Below are 16,549 nucleotides of genomic sequence, written 5' to 3'. Positions count from 1 at the left end.
TCATTGGGCCGCGCGTCCGGCGCAGGCTTTGCTGCGTCGAGAGAAGATGGCGCCTCTGGTTCTGGATGCTCGGGTCGAGCGCAAGCATGGCGGAGGGGCTGGAGCTGCTTCTGGAGACCCGCTGCCTATAAGGCCGGGTTTAGGAACGGATCCGTGGGGGCTGAGGCGCCCCCCAAACGAAAACGGCGCCCCTTGCGGAGCGCCGTTTCCAAATGAATGTCCGACTGGACGATCCGGCTTAGGCAGCCTGGATGTTGACGGCCTTCGGGCCCTTGCCCATGCGATCCGGCTCGGTGTCGAAGGTGACCTGCTGGCCGTCCTTGAGCGTAGCGAGGCCAGCGGCCTGAACGGCGGAGATGTGTACGAACACGTCCTTCGCGCCGCCATCCGGCGTGATGAAGCCGAAGCCCTTGTCCTGGTTGAAGAATTTTACGATGCCCTTGGTGGCCATGGAAGAAGTCCTTTTCCTTCAGTCAATTTGCGTTGCCCGCGCCCCCTGGGGGATGTGGGCATCTCGTCTTCCGCTTGCAAGCGGAAAGGCGTCGAGTGGTCACGATATCGGGGAAAAGACGTCTACGGTGCCGCTGCCGGCGGTCCCGACACAAGGCCGGGCGCAGTTGAAAGTCCAGTCTCCGGGATAGAAATCGCCCGAACGGGGCAAGAAGTGACAGGATTTGCAGAAAAAGGCAAGCGCCTTGTGCGCCGCGGGAAGCCGTCCAGCCTCTGTCTTTGCAGGGCTTTGGCCCGTTCTCGACCGTCGCTTTCCGGGCAGGGAGAAAAATCGGGGACGGCCGGTTTCCGGACACAATTTCGTCCCGACCGCGACCGAACGTGCGCGCCGCCAACGGGCGTTTGCGTTTTGGGGGCGGACTGCCGGGGGGAAGGCTTGCGCCTCTCCATAACACTTGCGCATCCCCGGGATAACGCGCAGGTTTTACCGAAGGTTGGTTCCGTCTTGGCCGCCGATGGCGTAGCCAGTGGCGCAGACGGGCGGCCGCGAGGACGGACGAAGTATCGCCGTGCGGACGAGGTGTCGCCGTGCGGACGAAGTATCGCCGGGGCTGAATTGGTGAGAGTGCGCCGGCCAGGTCTTGCTGGTGGCGAGAGTGACATACGGAGAGGGACAGCGTGATCGACCCTTACGAACTGCTTGGACTGGAACGCGACGCCGACAATCAGGCGATCCGCAACGCCTATCGCAAGGCGGCGAAATCCGCGCATCCGGATTCCGGCGGCGATCCCGAACAGTTCGCGCGACTGCAGGTGGCCTATGAGCTGCTCAAGGATCCGGTGCGCCGCAAGGTCTATGACGACACCGGTTACGATCCGCAGTTGGCCGACGCGCGCGATCTCAAGGGCCTGATGATGCTGGAAACGCTGGTCAACGAGTTCATCCTCGACGAGCGCGAGCCCGGCAGCTTCGATCCTGTCGCCGCCATGCGCCGCAAGCTTTCGGACGATATCGTCAAGAGCCGCTTCCATATCCTCGAACTCGAGCGCCACCGGGCCCGCGTGCGCAAGCACCTCGACCGCCTCGGCCGCCGGCCGGAGACCGACGTGCTCGGCTCGATGCTGCGCGCCCGCTCGCGCTCGATCGCCGAGGCGATCAAGAGCACCGACGAGCAGATCAAGACGATCGAGCAGGCCTATGAAATGCTGGAGGGGTATTCCTACGAGCTTGAGGCGCTGGAGGTGAAGGCGCACGCGGCGGAGTAGGCGGCGCCGTCTCGACTTTGCCTGTGGTAAGTACGCCGGGACGACGACGACACCCGCGATCCGGACACCTGGCTTTCGGCCGGCGCGATCGGCGGCGTTGATATCACCGGCGTTCGCCTTTGTGGCACCGCTGTGCAGTCGCCTCCATCGGTGCCATAGTCTTCGTCTGTGTCCGATAGCCGGGACCTCTGCCATCGTCTGGAGCGAAGGAGAGTGGCATGAGCCGCTCACACATGCGTGCAGCCGTTTTCCTGCTGGCGACCATGCTCGCCGCCTATCTCGCGGTCAGCTATTTTCTCGTCCCGGAACTCTGGGTCTTCCATGATTCCAGGCGCAGGGCTCCGCTCAATCCCATGGTAACGTCCACGGAGCAGGGCATTCCCGGCGACCCGATCAATGTCGGGCTGGTCGGCTCCAAGGAGCAGATCATCCGCGCCTTCGCCGCGGCCGGATGGGACGCCGCCGACAAGGTGACGCTCAGGTCCTCGGTCGATATCGGCCTCAGCGTCGTGCTCGACCGGCCGGATCTCGACGCGCCCGTCAGCCCGCTGTTCTATGAGGGGCGCAAGCAGGACCTGGCCTTCGAGAAGCCGGTCGGCCACAGCGCCGACCAGCGCAACCATGTGCGCTTTTGGCAGACGACCAAGCCTGTGGAGGGCAGCGGCCCGCTCTGGCTCGGTTCGGCCAGCTTCGACCGCGGCGTCGGCCTCAGCCACGATACCGGCCAGATCACCCACCACATCGGCCCCGATCTCGATGCCGAACGCAATCTGGTCATCGACGACCTCGACAAGGCCGGGCAGGTGGCATCGACCTATGAGATCCCCGGCGTCGGCGCTACCACATCGGGCCGCAACGGCGGCGGCGATCCTTACTTCACCGACGGCAAGACCTTGGTCGGAGTACTCAAGCCGGCAGGCGAAGGGGGCGGTGCGGAGGCCGCGAAGTGAGTGCCCACCGCTGTACTCGGCGCAAGGGCGCGGCAGGCGCAGCACGCGGCGATGGATCAAAGGCTTAAAGCGCAAATCTGAAAGATCGTGGTGCGGGGCGGCACAGCGGACGGCGCGCGCCCCGTCACCTACGCGTTACGGACGCCCCATGAACAGCGACAACGATGCAAAATCGTCGTGCAGGTGGCCGGCGTCGATGGCACGGCGGAAGATCGCCTCGTAGCCGTCGGTGATCGTCCGGTCGATGCCGCGGGCGGCCATCAGCTCGACCAGATGGTGGAAGGCGCCATAGTGCGGCGAGACCGAGGAAAGCGTCTCGTCGTCGGCCGTATAGCGCCCGGCGGCGCTACGCTTGATCAGGTCGGCGACGAGGCCATCGATGACAGGCGCCGTCGCCGACCATTGTTTGCCAAGCGTTTCGAGATCGATCGCCTCGGCGCGGCAGACGGCGATCGATTGCAGCGCGCCGAACAGCGCGCCCCACATCAGGGCGAGCACCGCGCTGTCGAGCGCGTTGGCAAGGCCCGGATCAGCGCCGATATGCTGCACATTGCCGCCGAGCGCGCCGAGCACTGCGCGGCTTTCCTCAAACGCCGCGGCCGGGCCGGAGATGAGCAGCGTACCCGCTTCGGTGCCGATGAAATCGGGAGTCGCCAGGATTGCACCGTCGAGGTAGCGGATGCCATGCCGCCCGGCCCAAGCCTGCACCTCGCGGGCGCCGTCGGGCGTGCCGGAGGTCAGCTCGATGATCAGCTTGCCCTTGAGGGTGCCAGTGACGTCAGGGTCGCGCAGCAGGCTCTGCGTCGCCTGGTAGTCGCTGACATTGACGATGACGATGTCGGAGGCTGTGACGGCGTTGCGTACGCTGGCCGCCACTTCGGCTCCGGCTGCGGCGAGCGGCGCGGCCTTTGCCGGCGTACGGTTCCACACCGTCGTCGGGTGCCCGGCCTTCAGCAGCGCATGCGCCAATGCCGACCCCATCCGCCCCATTCCCAAAACGCTGATTGCAGGTTGCATATCCAGTCTCCATATCCTTGGTGCGGGATCGGCGCTCGCTACGCGCATCCCGCTTCGATTGTTCGAGGCGACGCATTTGTCGTCGCGGCTGAGACGTAAGACGGGACAATCGGGTCGCAATACGCACCCGCGGGTAAGTGGTTACCCCGGCGTAAGGGAGGATGACGTGACGGATGCCATGGAAAACTGCGGTTTCATGACCGCGCTGCGGGCGATCGAGGGCAAGTGGAAGGTCGATATCCTCTGCGAACTCGGCAAGGCCGCGCGCCGCTTCGGCCGCCTGCGTCAGGCGATGCCCGCCATCAGCGAGAAGATGCTGGCGCAGCAACTGCGCGAACTGGAAGCCGATGGCCTCGTCAGCCGCACCACCTATCCGGAAACGCCGCCAAAGGTGGTCTATTCGCTGACCAAACGCGGTGCCGCGCTGAACGTGGCGGCGGATGCGCTCTGCAAGTGGGGCGAGGAGTTTGGCGACGACGCAGGGCAGGTCGAGGCGAGGGCGGTTGCGGTGGGCTGATCGCCGCGACGTCGGCGTGGCCGTGGGCGGGCTCACTTTCGAGCGGCGTTGGTGCCACGATGTCGCCCGCCACAGCCCCGATGTGTTGTCCGGGCCGTCGGAGCCGCGATCTTGGCGGCTGCAGCCCCGTCCATCTCTGCTCGTCACAGGGATCCCGTACCAATGCGGCCGCACGGCGGAAAACTGCGGCGGCTCGTTCCGGCAAACTTTTTGGCAGTAGGCCTTTCGCGCCGCAGATGCGGCGCTGCTGGACTCCTGTGACAGGCACAGGAATGAGGGCGGTAGGGTAATCCCGGCACGTCTTCGGCAACGGTGGTGACGCGTGACCCGCTTCCATGAGAGCGCCGCCGGTTACCGTCGTCACGCCCATGCAGCCACGATCTCTGCGGCTGCGTCCCCTACACCCTCATCTCTGTGCCTGTCACAGAGACCCAGCCGCCGCGCGTCGGCGCGGCAGGAGATGCCGAGCCAGCGCACACAGGCGCTTTGGTTTGCCGACGCATCCCCCGCGCCGCAGATGTGGCGCGAGGAGGGTCCAAAACAAGCGCCGGGTTGAGGGCGGTGAGGCTGTGGTCGTCGCGGAGAACCGCTACTTCACCACCACATGGCGCTTCTTGCCGAGCGAGAGCCGCCGCGGGCGCCCGTCGACGGTCAGCAGTCCGTCGCCATCCTCGGCGACCTCACCGTCGATGCGGACGCCGCGGCCTGAGATCGCCCGCCGCGCTTCGCTCTTCGATGCCGCCAGCCCGGCCCGGACGAGCAGGTCGATCAGCATCACGCCGGCAGTGCGCTCGGCGTCGTCGAGTTCGACGGTCGGCAAGCCCGCGGCGGCTTCGCCTCGCCCGAAAGCCTGCCGCGCCGTTTGCTGTGCATGATCGGCCGCTTGCCGCCCATGCACCAGTGCCGTCGCCTCGTTGGCAAGCCGCTCCTTCACCGCATTCAGTTCCGCACCCTCGGCGCGACCGAGCCTTTCGATCTCGTCGATCGGCAGTTCGGTGAAGAGTTTGAGGAAGCGCACCACGTCGGCATCCTCGGCGTTGCGCCAGAACTGCCAGTAGTCGTAGGGCGACAGGCGGTCTTCGTTGACCCAGACCGCGCCGGCCGCCGTCTTGCCCATCTTGACGCCCGAGGCGGTGGTCAGGAGCGGCGTGGTCATGCCGAAGACTTCCGCGCCCTCGATCCGGCGCAAGAGATCGACGCCGCCGACGATATTGCCCCACTGGTCGCCCCCGCCGAGCTGCAGCCGGCAGCCGGTGCGGCGGAACAGTTCGAGGAAATCGACCGCCTGCAGGATCATGTAGTTGAACTCAAGGAAGCTCAGGTTCTCCTGCTGCTCCAGCCGCGTTTTCACGCTGTCGAAGGAGAGCATGCGGTTGACGGAGAAATGCTTGCCGACATCCCGGAGCATGTCGATCCAGGCCATCCGGTCCAGCCAGTCGGCATTGTTGACCATGACAGCATCGGTCGGGCCGTCGCCGAAGGTCAGCAGCCGCTCGAACACTTTCCTTATGCCGGCGACATTGGCCGCGATTTCCTCCTCCGACAGCATCGGCCTTGCTGCCGAGCGAAAACTCGGATCACCGATGCGCGTGGTGCCGCCGCCGATCAGCACGATCGGCTTGTGACCGGCCTGCTGCATCCGCCGCAGCGCCATGATCGGCATGAGATGGCCGACATGCAAACTGTCCGCCGTCGCATCGAAACCGGCATAGACCGGCACGACGCCGGCCGCAAAGGCGCCGTCGACGCCCGCAAGATCGGTCACCTGGTTGATATAACCGCGCTCGACCAGCGTCCGTGTGATCGCGGAGCGTGGCTCAAAGGCATCGGTGGGAATGTCGGAATGGGTCATCGGTACTCTCCATGGCTATGCCGCCAGGGAGCACTGAACAAAACAAAGCCGCCTGACGGCGGCTTGTTTCAAGACATGATCGAAACGCGCCGCTCCCTATGGAGACGTCGCATAATAGTTGGCAGCGATGAGCGCGGTCTTGATCATGCGGGAGGTTGTAGCGGGGAATGGGGGAGGCGGCAAGGGCGTGTCGCCGTTGGAAGTTCTTCAGCGGCAAACCCGACTCGGGCAAGTACAATCACTCCAGATCGAACCAAGCTTGCCAGCCGGCACCGCCAACTGCCGCCCCTCGCCTCGGGATGTCTATATTCGCTCGCGTGCTCTCGTATTGGTGAGAATACGGCCAACCTAAGCTAGGCAGCAGCTAGTCAGGGACCTCAAGTTGCACTTCCAGGCACCATCGACAAATGTTTCCAAAGTGACTTGTGTATTGTCATTCTTTCCGCATCGTTTAGCGTCGTGTTTCCCCTAAATATCCAACGATTTCTATGGTTTACTTTTCCCATATTGTTCTTGACGACGAAGTCATTTCCAAGAACACCGATACGATAAAGATCGGAAAGTGTCCTACTTATATCTCTCTTGTTGAATAATTCATTTATCTCTATATCATTCTTGTACTTTATGGTTGCTCTCTGTTCAATGTCGTTTCTTCTAAAATGAGTACTGAAACCCAGGAAGAACCTTTGGAGGGCGGCAATTTGTTCTGGCCGGTAAGAGGCTAACAGCTCCTCTGTAATTTCAAGCCATGTTTGCCTAGAATACTCCAAGGACGTTTGGTCAAAGTGGGCTGTTGTAAATGAATCGGATTCATTGTTGTAGTCCCGCGCAACTCGGAGCAATCTAACGATGTCCCGTGGTCTGTAGTAGGATGAATTGAGTATAAATTTAAAATAGTCTTGGTTGTTGATTTTTTCTGGGAAGAATTTATTCCAGACATCGTCTACCTCCGTTTCTGACGAAACGGCTATCTTCCGAGCTACAATCTTCAAAAGAGGATGCTCTGGGCCGTCGGTTGAGGACGACCAGTCTAATCGATCGCCGTAGTCATCAACGTCACGACCGATTTCATGCCCAAGCTCCAAAACTGAATGAAGAACCTCAGTTCTGAGGGATGAAATGAGGAATATACGCCTGCCATATTCTGCAGATTCGGCGTTTATGTGAGAGATTGCATATATTAAGTCTCTAATGATTCTTCGGTCTCGATTGAATTGTTCTGGAGTTTGATAAAATAGCTCAAGTTCATCAAAGAATACATATAAATTCTGGCGTTGTTCTAGGTTCTTCAGTATCTCAGAACATGCCCTGTTTATATCAGAAAGTGACGCCTTTCCTGTGTCTCCCGAACTTGATACTATCTCCACGCCGAGTTCAAGTGCTATTCCAAGCGCGTCTCCCGAGAATTTAAGCGTTCCTGACGAAAGTTTGGAGAACATTGCTCCGATTGCGCCACCAATTTTGTTCTCAGTTAATCCGGTTAATTTGTATAATTTTATAGAAAGCGCGTCATTATAACCAGTATCTCTTAATTTTGCTGCTATCTTTTGATACAAGAACCATTTCCAAGGTTCCTTGAAGTCTTGAATGAATGCAGACACATCATTCACGCTTACTATTTGATACCCTGCGCTTGCAGAAAGTGTTTGCCTGTCTTCCTCGGTTACGTGTGTCTTGAACAGTATTAGCTCGGAATGATCTCCTTCTCTGGTTACTTTGTCATGTAAATACCTTAGAAGAGCAGTCTTCCCTGTGCCTTTCAGCCCAAGTATAAAATACCTCTCTCCATTTAAGTACTTTTCAATATCTATTCTTTCAGGAATTGAGTATGAATCGGAGAACGTTCTGTCTCCGGTTCTGGAGTTCTTAAGGATTTCGTTCTTGGCGTCTACGTCGCCAAAATTGATGCTTTTTAGAGTCAACTGATTCCCCACCAAATTCTGTTTCGTGAGATGCAATTTAAGATGCATCTCAGATTTGGCAATCCCCTTCTGATTGCGATGTTGGCCCTTAATGTTCCGTTCTCTACCGCCCCGGGCGCCCGGTCTTCCCCTTCGTCCGACCCTTCTGCCGCTTTTGGTCTGCCGAGTCCTCATACGACCCGACACCCGGTTTCGCCCGCGTCAGGATCGGTTTTTCCGGCACATGGCCGATGACCGGCTTCTCGGTGCGGCCGACGGTCATTTCGTCGAGGGTGTTCCGGCGGAACAGCGATTTGTCCGCACCGGCGGGAGTGGCGACGTCGCGGCCCATTTCGTCGAGGTCGGGTTTGCGGAACAGTGGGGTTTCCGTGTCGGTGCCCGGACCCATGTCGTCGAGGGAGGGTTTCTGGAAGTAGGTTTCGGATGAGGAGGGCTTACCCCCCTCTGTTCTGCCGGACATCTCCCCCACAGGGGGGGAGATTGCGCTGGGCTCGCCCTTGCCGGAGCGCTTGCCGCCCTGGGTGCCGCGTCCACCCTCCTGCGACCGTGCCTCTTCCCGCGCCATCGGGTCGTCCATCGCGGCGAGTTCGGCGGCCTTGAGGCGTTTGATCTCGTCGCGCAGGCGCGCGGCCTTTTCGAAGTCGAGGTCGGCGGCGGCGTCGCGCATCTGTTTTTCCAGCGCGTTGAGGTGCGCCTGCAGGTTGTTGCCGACGAGGTGGCCGCCGTCGGCGAAACCCTTGCCGGCGACGCCGGAGATGTCGGCGCGGACGTGGTCCTTCTCGTAGACGCTGTCGAGGATGTCGGAGATCTTCGCCTTCACCGATTCCGGCGTGATGCCGTTGGCCTCGTTATAGGCCATCTGCTTTTCGCGGCGGCGGCTGGTCTCGTCCATGGCGCGCTGCATCGAGCCGGTGATCTGGTCGGCATAGAGGATGACCTTGCCGTCGACGTTACGCGCCGCGCGGCCGATGGTCTGGACCAGCGAGGTTTCGGAACGCAGGAAGCCTTCCTTGTCGGCGTCGAGAATGGCGACGAAGCCGCATTCGGGAATGTCGAGGCCTTCACGCAAAAGGTTGATGCCGACGAGCACGTCGAAAGCACCCAGACGCAGGTCGCGGATGATCTCGATGCGCTCCAGCGTGTCGATGTCGGAGTGCATGTAGCGCACGCGAATGCCCTGTTCGTGCAGGTATTCGGTGAGGTCTTCGGCCATGCGCTTGGTGAGCACGGTGACGAGCGTGCGGTAGCCGGCGGCGGCCGTCTCGCGGATTTCGCCAAGCACGTCATCGACCTGGGTTTTCGCCGAGCGCACTTCCACCGGCGGGTCGATCAAGCCGGTCGGGCGGATGACCTGTTCGGCAAAGACGCCGCCGGATTGCTCCAGCTCCCAGCTGCCGGGCGTCGCCGAAACGGCGATCGTGTCGGGGCGCATTGCGTCCCATTCCTCGAAGCGCAAGGGGCGGTTGTCCATGCAGGAGGGCAGGCGGAAGCCGTATTCGGCCAGCGTCGCCTTGCGGCGGAAGTCGCCGCGATACATGCCGCCGATCTGGCTGACGGAGACGTGGCTCTCGTCGATGAACAGCAGCGCGTTGTCGGGGATATATTCGAACAGCGTCGGCGGCGGCTCGCCGGGATTGCGGCCGGTGAGGTAGCGCGAATAGTTCTCGATGCCGGCGCAGGAGCCGGTCGCCTCCAGCATCTCGATGTCGTAGCGGGTGCGCTGCTCCAGGCGCTGGGCTTCGAGCAGGCGGCCGCCCTTTTCCAGTTCGGCGAGGCGATGCACCAGCTCTTCCTTGATCGCCTTGATGGCGCCGTTCAGCGTCGGGCGCGGCGTGACATAGTGCGAGTTGGCGTAGATCTTGACCGATTTCAGGTCGCCGGTCTTCTGGCCGGTGAGCGGGTCGAACTCGGTGATGGCGTCGATCTCGTCGCCGAACATGGAGATGCGCCACGCCGCATCTTCCAAGTGGGCCGGGAAGATCTCGATGGTATCCCCGCGCACGCGAAAAGAGCCGCGCTGGAAGTCCATGTCGCGGCGCTTGTACTGCTGCGCCACCAGGTCGGCGAGCAGCTGCCGCTGGTCGAGCCGGTCGCCGACGCTCATCTGGAATGTCATGGCGGTATAGGTCTCGACCGAGCCGATACCGTAGATGCAGGAGACCGAGGCGACGATGATGCAGTCGTCGCGCTCCAGCAGCGAGCGGGTGGCCGAGTGGCGCATGCGGTCGATCTGCTCGTTGATCGAGGATTCCTTCTCGATGAAGGTATCCGAGCGCGGCACGTAGGCTTCCGGCTGGTAATAGTCGTAGTAGGAGACGAAGTACTCGACCGCGTTATCCGGGAAGAAGTTCTTGAACTCGGAATAGAGCTGGGCGGCGAGCGTCTTGTTCGGCGCGAGGATGACGGCGGGGCGCTGCGTCGCCTCGATCACCTTGGCCATGGTGAAGGTCTTGCCCGAGCCGGTGACGCCGAGCAGCACCTGGCTGCGCTCGCCGGAGTTCAGGCCCTCGACCAGATCGGCGATCGCCGTTGGCTGGTCGCCGGCCGGCTGGTAGTCCGACGCCATGCGGATTTCGACGCCGCCCTCGGATTTCGGCGGCCGGGCAGGGCGATGCGGCGTCCAGAGCTTGCCGTCCTTGAACAGCGGGTTGCCGCTCTCGATCAGCGCCGAAAGCGCCTCGACGGTGGCGGTGACGCCCGAGGTGGAGGTCAGCTTGGCGGCGTCTTCCAGCGAGACGTCGAGGCCGGCCACCGGATTGAGGCCGGCGGCGGCGCGGGTCTTCGGGTCGGTCGAACCGCCCATGGAGGTGCCGCGCGCCGACTTGCTGCCGACGATCTCGACCTTGCCCTTTTTGCCCGCCTTCTTCGGCTGCGCCTCATCATCGGCGCCCGCTGCCTTGCGCGCCGCCTTGGAGGCGGCGATCTCCACCGTCTTGCGGTGCTTGCCGGCCTTGGAGGCGATCTGGCGCTGGGTTTCGAAGGCCGAGGCTTCCGCGTCCGCCTCAAGCTGCTTCACCCAGTCGGAAACATTGCCGGATAGAGGCGTGCCTGACAAAGGCGCCTGCGGCGCTTCTTCGAAACCGGACGGGGTGGAGGGCTTCGGCGGGGCATTCTTCGGAGCTTTGGTCATGGCGGGGAATATGGAGAGAGTCCGGCCGAAAGTGAAGAGGCGAGGGAGTACAAAAGGGCAACATTTCGCCCCGGTTGCCGAAGTCGATTCCGGCGCCGTTTGCGCCTTGAATCGCGGGCTTCAACCGAGACGGGTCGGATTGCTGTCGCATTGTAACCCTTACGGTTGCGGGCCTGACGCAGCGTTACCCCGATTGGGCGAGAAGACAGCCAAGCCTGCCGCGTGATAACAATAGTTCTTTGGAGGGTGCCATGTTCTGCTTGCGTGGTGCCGCACTTGGGCTTTGTGCCGTGGTCCTTGGTCCGATGTCCCTGTTTGCCACCGAACCGGTCGGCAAGGCAGTGGAGATCCGGACAGCGGTCAACGGTGCGCGGGGTGCGATTGCGGTCAGAGACCCTGTCTACAAGAACGAACGGATATCGACATCGAAGTCCGGGCTCGGGCAGTTCGTCTTTGAGGACGGCACCAAGCTTGCCGTCGGCTGGGGGTCTTCCGTCGTCATCGACAAGTTCGTCTATGACGACAAGAAGTCGGTGAAGAAGCTGACCATCATGGCCGCCAAGGGCACGTTCCGCTGGATCAGCGGCAAATCCGGCCATTCCGCCTATGAAATCGTTACGCCGGCCGGCACCATCGGGGTGCGCGGCACCGCCTTCGACTTCTTTGTCGGCCCGGATGGCACCACCGCTGTGGTGCTGCTCAGCGGCGCGGCGGATTTCTGCGGTCCAGGCGGCTGCCGGCAGCTGACGCAGCGCTGCGATTGCGTTGTCGCCAAGCCTGGCCGGAGGGCCACCGAACCGAAACGGGTAAGCCGCACGACGTTGAAATCCCTGGGCAATGCCCAGGCGCTGCCGTTCCTCTCCGGAGGTCAACGCCTGTCCGGAGCGATCGGCTGGGTGGGCGGCGGTTGCGGGCTGCGCGCGGCGCAGTTCGAGGGCACCACCCGTACCATCCCAGAGCAACCGGCTCGCGTTGAAGAAAAGCCGCGTGAAGAGAAGCCGCCGCCGGAAGAAAAGCCCCGGGATCCGGGCCCGCAGCCGGAGAACCCCGGCGATCCCGGACCGCAGCCCCAGAACCCGGGCGATCCCGGCCCGCAGCCGCAAAACCCGGGTGATCCCGGGCCGCAGCCGCAAAACCCGGGTGATCCCGGGCCGCAGCCGAACAACCCCGGCGACCCAGGGCCGCAAGACGGCGGTGGCGGCGATCAACCGAGCCAGGATCAGGGGACGCAGGATCAGGCCCCAAGCCACGATTGAAGGGGCGGCGAAGGCTTTGCTGGCGCGCGCCTGATCTCAAAGCCGAGCCGGTGCGCCTTGCCGCCTTCCTCTGGCGAGCTGTGTTTCTTGAAAACTGCACTGAATCAGTAGGCTGCGGTCGCTTCCGCATGTGCTCTGTGAGGTGGCTTTCGGCTGCCGTGGGCAAGATCATTCGGCAGGACGCTTGGTATTCTCGTCGGTGGTCTGCGCGAAATGGTCGGCGCGGCGGCCGATCCGGGCGTAGAAACCGGCGAGTGCCGGCGTCAGCGCCGCTGCCTTCAGCTTGGCGGCGTTGACGATGCTGCGGCTGGTCTGCGTCCGAGCGCCGAGTGCGGCGACCAGCCGATCGTGCAGGCCGCGCAGATCCGCGAAGGCGGGCGAGGCAGCGAGGTTTTCGTCGCCGGCGACGGCATAGACCCGCGTTCGCGTCGTCTTGCCCTTGAGCCCGAGGGAGCCGGCGTCGAGCATGGCATGGTCCGGCAGAGCCTGGGCGGTCGCCTCGGACACCAGAATGTCGATGTTGACGTCCTTGCAGGCCGCTTCGATGCGCGCGGCGATGTTCACGGTGTCGCCGACGGCGGAATAGTTGAACCGCGTCTCGGCGCCCATGTTGCCGACGCAGGCAAGCCCGGTATGGATGCCGATGCCGATGCGCACTTCCTGATCGGCGCCGAAGCCGAAGGCATTGTCGGCGTTCAGCCGCGCTAGCGTCTCGCGCATGCCAAGCGCTGCACGCACTGCCTTTTGCGGATGGTTGGCGACGTCGACCGGCGCATTCCAGAAGGCCATGATCGAATCGCCGATGAACTTGTCGAGCGTGCCCTCGTTGGCCAGCACATGCCGGCTCAGCGCATCGAGCAGCGTGTTGAGAAAGGCGACGACCTCGGTCGGCGTCATGCGCTCGCTCATTTCGGTGAAGCTGCGCACGTCGACGAACATCACGGTGAGCTCGCGATCGTCGCCGCCGAGGCTGAGGGCATTGCGGGTATGCTCGATGCGGTAGAGCAGCGACGGCGAGAGATAGCGGCCGAAGGCCTGCCGCACCTCGCGGCGTTCGCGATCGGTCACCAGGAAGCGGTAGGCAGTGGCCGCGAAATGGGTGATCGAGGCCGCGAGGATCGGCGCCAGCGGATCGAAAAGCCGTCCGCCATAGTAGAAGGCGATCCAGGAGGCGACGAGCGCCAGCGCCGTCACTGCCATGCCGCAGACGAGTGCGACCACGGGGCTGACGAAGGTGGTGAGCAGCACCAGCAGCGTTCCGGCGAGCGCGATCGAGAGGATTTCGAGCCCGTTCGCCCAATCCGGGCGCGAAAGATAGCGACCCGACAGGATCTGCTCGACGATCTGCGCGTGGATCGAAACACCGGGCACGTTCTGGCCGAGCGCGGTGGTGCGCACATCCTGCAGTCCGGCCGCCGAAGTGCCGATAAAGACGATGCTGCCTTCGATGCCGGCGCGGATATCCGGCGAAGGCTCGCCGTCAGCGAGAATGCGGCGCGCCGAGATATAGCGTTCCGTCGTGTCCGGTGTGACATAGAGCCAGACCTCGCCGGTCGACATCAGCGGTACGACGAAGTCGCCGATCTTGACGGCGGTCAGCGTGTTGGCGACGTCTGGTGCGGCCGCCAGGACATAAGTCGAAGCACCCTGGGCCACCCGCAGGGCCTCCATGGCCAGGCTCGGATAGAACTGCTGGCCGTCGCTCAGGAATAGCGGGGCGGTGCGCACCACCGCCGAGGACGAGCCGGGATTGAGGCTGATGTGGCCGAGGCCGGCGGCATTGGCCTCGAGCTGCGGCCTGAGCGGCGTCGCGGCCCGCAGGCGCGGCGGCGCTTCGTTGGCGCTTTCGCCGGTCAGGGCAAAGCCGGCCTTGACCGGCGGCAGGTAGCTGCCCTCGTTGGTCAGGCCGAAGCCGAGAACCACGGGCTTGTCGCGGATCGCCTCGGCGAAGATCTCGTCATTGTCCGGCAGGGCGGCAAGGAAGGAGGGATCGACGCCGCCGACATCGCGCACGACCGTGCGCGGCGACAATCTGTCCGGCTCGGCAAAGAGCACGTCGAAGGCGATCGCGGCCGCACCCATCTCGCTCAAGCGGTCGGTCAGCTTCGCCAGCCGATCGCGCGGCCAGGGCCATTGGCCGAGCTCGCGCAGCGACGCCTCGTCGATGTCGATAATCTTGACCGGCATGGGCTCGAAGCGGCGCGGCGCAATGCGCTGGTATTCGTCGAAGGTGACGTCGCGCGCCTGGCGCAGCAACTGCGGATCCTGGGCGCGCAGAATGGTGAAGAACGCCACCACCGTCATGCCGATCAGAACCCCGAACAGTTGCGATCGTGTCATGGCGGCCTACGGAACCATGGGCAGGCCCGCCTTGACGAGCCCGTCGTTGAAATGCGCGTGGTCGGCAGGATCGACATAGGCGGTAAAGAAGCGCCAGTAGCGCGGCACGTCGTTCGGTGCGTTGGCGATCGCTTCCGGAAGAAGCTTGCGCGCCTCATCGATGCGGTCGAGCTGGCCGAGACAGGTGATCAGCATCACCAGGTTGAAATAGGTGCGGCGCAAGAGCAGCGCCCGTTCGGCGCAGCGCAGGGCTTCGTCGTAGTTGCCGAGATGGTAGTGGGCGAGCGCCATGCGGTTGAGGAAGAGATAGGTAAGCGGATCGTGCGGGCTCAGCCGCAGCGCCTTGTGCAGCGGGTCCAGCGCCTCGGCGAAGCGGCCGATATAGATGCGCGCCCAGCCGAGCGCCATGTGGGCGAGCGCGAAGTTGGAGTTGATGTCGATCGCCTGTTGCGCTTCCTCGACCGCGGCGTGCGGCCGCTGGGCCGCGAAGTTGGCGAGACACATGACATAGTGACAATAGGGGTCGTGATCGTCGATCACCACCGCGCGCGCGGCCTCCGCCTGCAGCTCGGCGCTGTCGCGGTCGATGTCCTTGCTGAAGCCGAAGAAGCAGCGGGCAAAGAGCGAGCGGGCGAGCATCATGTGCGCGCGGCCGAATTCCGGATCGAGGGCGATGGCGCGGCGCTGCCATTCGATCGCCTCGTCGAAATGCGCGGCGGAATCCTGCGCATTGTGCAGCAGGGTGCCGCGCATGTGGCATTCATAGGCGCCGAGATTGTCGGTTCCCCGCAATTGCGCGCGCCGGTTTTCGCCGATCAGGATCTCCGGCTCGATTGCCGCGACCACATGCTGGGTGATTTCGTCCTGAATGGCGAAGAGGTCGGCGAATTCACGCTCGTAGCGCTGTGCCCAGAGGTGGTTGCCGGTCTCGGCCTCGATCAGCTGGCCGGTAACGCGCACGCGGGAGCCGGACCGGCGCACGCTGCCTTCGACGATGTAGCGCACGCCGAGATCCCGGCCGATCTGTTTGACGTCGACGGCGCGGCCCTTGTAGGCGAAGGAGGAGTTGCGCGCGATGACGAAGAACCAGCGGTAAAGCGACAGTGCGGTGATGATGTCCTCAGTCAGTCCGTCGGCGAAGAAATCCTGCTCGGGATCGCCGGACATGTTGACGAAGGGCAGCACCGCAATCGATGGCTTGTCGGGCAGGGAAAGCGGCATGCCGGGCAAGTCGCCGCCCGCGGGGTTCTCGCGCCACTCGACGCGGTGGACCAGGACCGGACGCGGTATGTTCTTCAGCGCGCGCTCGCCGAGGCGCTGCATCGGAAACTCGAGCTTGCCTTCGATCTGGTCGTGGAGCGCGCCGGAAATGCAGATGTCGTTCGGCTGCGCCACCTGCTGGAGCCGGGCGGCGACATTGACCCCGTCGCCGAGCAAATTGCCGCCGTCGACAACCACGTCGCCGAGATTGAGGCCGATGCGGAACTCCATGCGCCTTTCTGGCGGTAGGTCGGCATTGCGGCGCTGAAGGGTTCGCTGGATGGCGACCGCCGCCCGCACGGCCTGCACGGCGCTCTGGAATTCCGCGACCAGGCTGTCGCCGGCCGCGCCGAAGACGCGGCCCCCGTGCTCCGCAGCAAGGCCGGAAATCGTCTCGCAGTAGGTGGCCAGGGTCGCAAGCGTGCCTTCCTCGTCGGTCGCGACAAGGCGACTGTAACCAGCGACATCGGCAGCAAGGATCACGGCGAGCTTCCGTTCCAAGGCGGCGGGCCCCTCCTGCGGCATCTGGTCAGAAGGAAATTAAGCGTAACTTAAATTAGAAAGTCCGAGAAGCGTAAATCGCCCTGAT

11 protein-coding genes are annotated in these 16,549 nt (G+C 63.2%); 4 read left to right on the top strand and 7 right to left on the bottom strand.

What is annotated here, in order from left to right; all coding sequences use genetic code 11:
- Nucleotides 1-238: 238 nt before the first annotated feature.
- On the bottom strand, nucleotides 239-451 hold the full coding sequence (locus tag IB277_RS08405; RefSeq protein ID WP_034788487.1) for a cold-shock protein: 213 nt from the start codon (nucleotides 449-451) through the stop codon (nucleotides 239-241).
- Between the two features lie 677 nt (nucleotides 452-1,128).
- Between IB277_RS08405 and IB277_RS08400 the strand changes: the two genes are divergently transcribed.
- Both IB277_RS08400 and IB277_RS08395 read left to right on the top strand, forming a co-directional pair.
- Nucleotides 1,129-1,716, top strand: a complete 588-nt coding sequence (locus IB277_RS08400) for a J domain-containing protein (protein WP_034788490.1) — start codon at nucleotides 1,129-1,131, stop codon at nucleotides 1,714-1,716.
- A gap of 218 nt (nucleotides 1,717-1,934) precedes the next feature.
- Complete coding sequence (locus tag IB277_RS08395) at nucleotides 1,935-2,666, top strand: LssY C-terminal domain-containing protein (RefSeq protein ID WP_090293949.1); 732 nt, start codon at nucleotides 1,935-1,937, stop codon at nucleotides 2,664-2,666.
- A 135-nt stretch (nucleotides 2,667-2,801) separates the two neighbouring features.
- Here the strand turns inward: IB277_RS08395 and IB277_RS08390 are convergent, their stop codons facing one another.
- Nucleotides 2,802-3,683 (bottom strand): NAD(P)-dependent oxidoreductase, encoded by an 882-nt coding sequence (locus IB277_RS08390; RefSeq protein ID WP_060600926.1) that lies wholly within the window; start codon nucleotides 3,681-3,683, stop codon nucleotides 2,802-2,804.
- A 166-nt stretch (nucleotides 3,684-3,849) separates the two neighbouring features.
- Here IB277_RS08390 and IB277_RS08385 point away from each other — a divergent pair, with 166 nt between their 5' ends.
- Complete coding sequence (locus tag IB277_RS08385) at nucleotides 3,850-4,200, top strand: helix-turn-helix domain-containing protein (protein ID WP_226020687.1); 351 nt, start codon at nucleotides 3,850-3,852, stop codon at nucleotides 4,198-4,200.
- Nucleotides 4,201-4,789: 589 nt separating this feature from the next.
- Here the strand turns inward: IB277_RS08385 and tyrS are convergent.
- The 3 genes from tyrS to uvrB all read right to left on the bottom strand — a co-directional run bounded on the left by tyrS (nucleotide 4,790) and on the right by uvrB (nucleotide 11,104).
- The gene (gene tyrS / locus IB277_RS08380) at nucleotides 4,790-6,052 is read right to left on the bottom strand and encodes a tyrosine--tRNA ligase (protein ID WP_090293947.1); all 1,263 of its coding nucleotides are present in this window, start codon (nucleotides 6,050-6,052) and stop codon (nucleotides 4,790-4,792) included.
- A 377-nt stretch (nucleotides 6,053-6,429) separates the two neighbouring features.
- Nucleotides 6,430-7,974: a P-loop ATPase, Sll1717 family gene (locus IB277_RS08375; RefSeq protein WP_192370943.1), complete on the bottom strand. Its 1,545-nt coding sequence runs from the start codon at nucleotides 7,972-7,974 to the stop codon at nucleotides 6,430-6,432.
- Between the two features lie 103 nt (nucleotides 7,975-8,077).
- A complete protein-coding gene (gene uvrB, locus IB277_RS08370) occupies nucleotides 8,078-11,104 on the bottom strand; it encodes an excinuclease ABC subunit UvrB (RefSeq protein ID WP_090293943.1) in 3,027 nt (1,008 codons plus the stop codon).
- A 251-nt stretch (nucleotides 11,105-11,355) separates the two neighbouring features.
- On the opposite strand from uvrB, the gene IB277_RS08365 reads away from it, so the two are divergent.
- Complete coding sequence (locus IB277_RS08365) at nucleotides 11,356-12,360, top strand: FecR domain-containing protein (RefSeq protein WP_090293942.1); 1,005 nt, start codon at nucleotides 11,356-11,358, stop codon at nucleotides 12,358-12,360.
- Nucleotides 12,361-12,528: 168 nt separating this feature from the next.
- On the opposite strand, the gene IB277_RS08360 is transcribed toward IB277_RS08365, so the two are convergent.
- Nucleotides 12,529-14,700: a CHASE2 domain-containing protein gene (locus IB277_RS08360; protein ID WP_060584971.1), complete on the bottom strand. Its 2,172-nt coding sequence runs from the start codon at nucleotides 14,698-14,700 to the stop codon at nucleotides 12,529-12,531.
- 6 nt (nucleotides 14,701-14,706) lie between these two features.
- On the bottom strand, nucleotides 14,707-16,461 hold the full coding sequence (locus IB277_RS08355) for an adenylate/guanylate cyclase domain-containing protein (protein WP_090293940.1): 1,755 nt from the start codon (nucleotides 16,459-16,461) through the stop codon (nucleotides 14,707-14,709).
- Nucleotides 16,462-16,549 lie beyond the last annotated feature (88 nt).

This window comes from Ensifer sp. ENS07 (assembly GCF_014852185.1).
GTDB classification, from domain to species: Bacteria; Pseudomonadota; Alphaproteobacteria; order Rhizobiales; family Rhizobiaceae; genus Ensifer; species Ensifer adhaerens.
The sequence above is the reverse complement of the archived record's forward strand: the minus strand, read 5'-3'. Positions and strand labels throughout refer to the sequence as shown.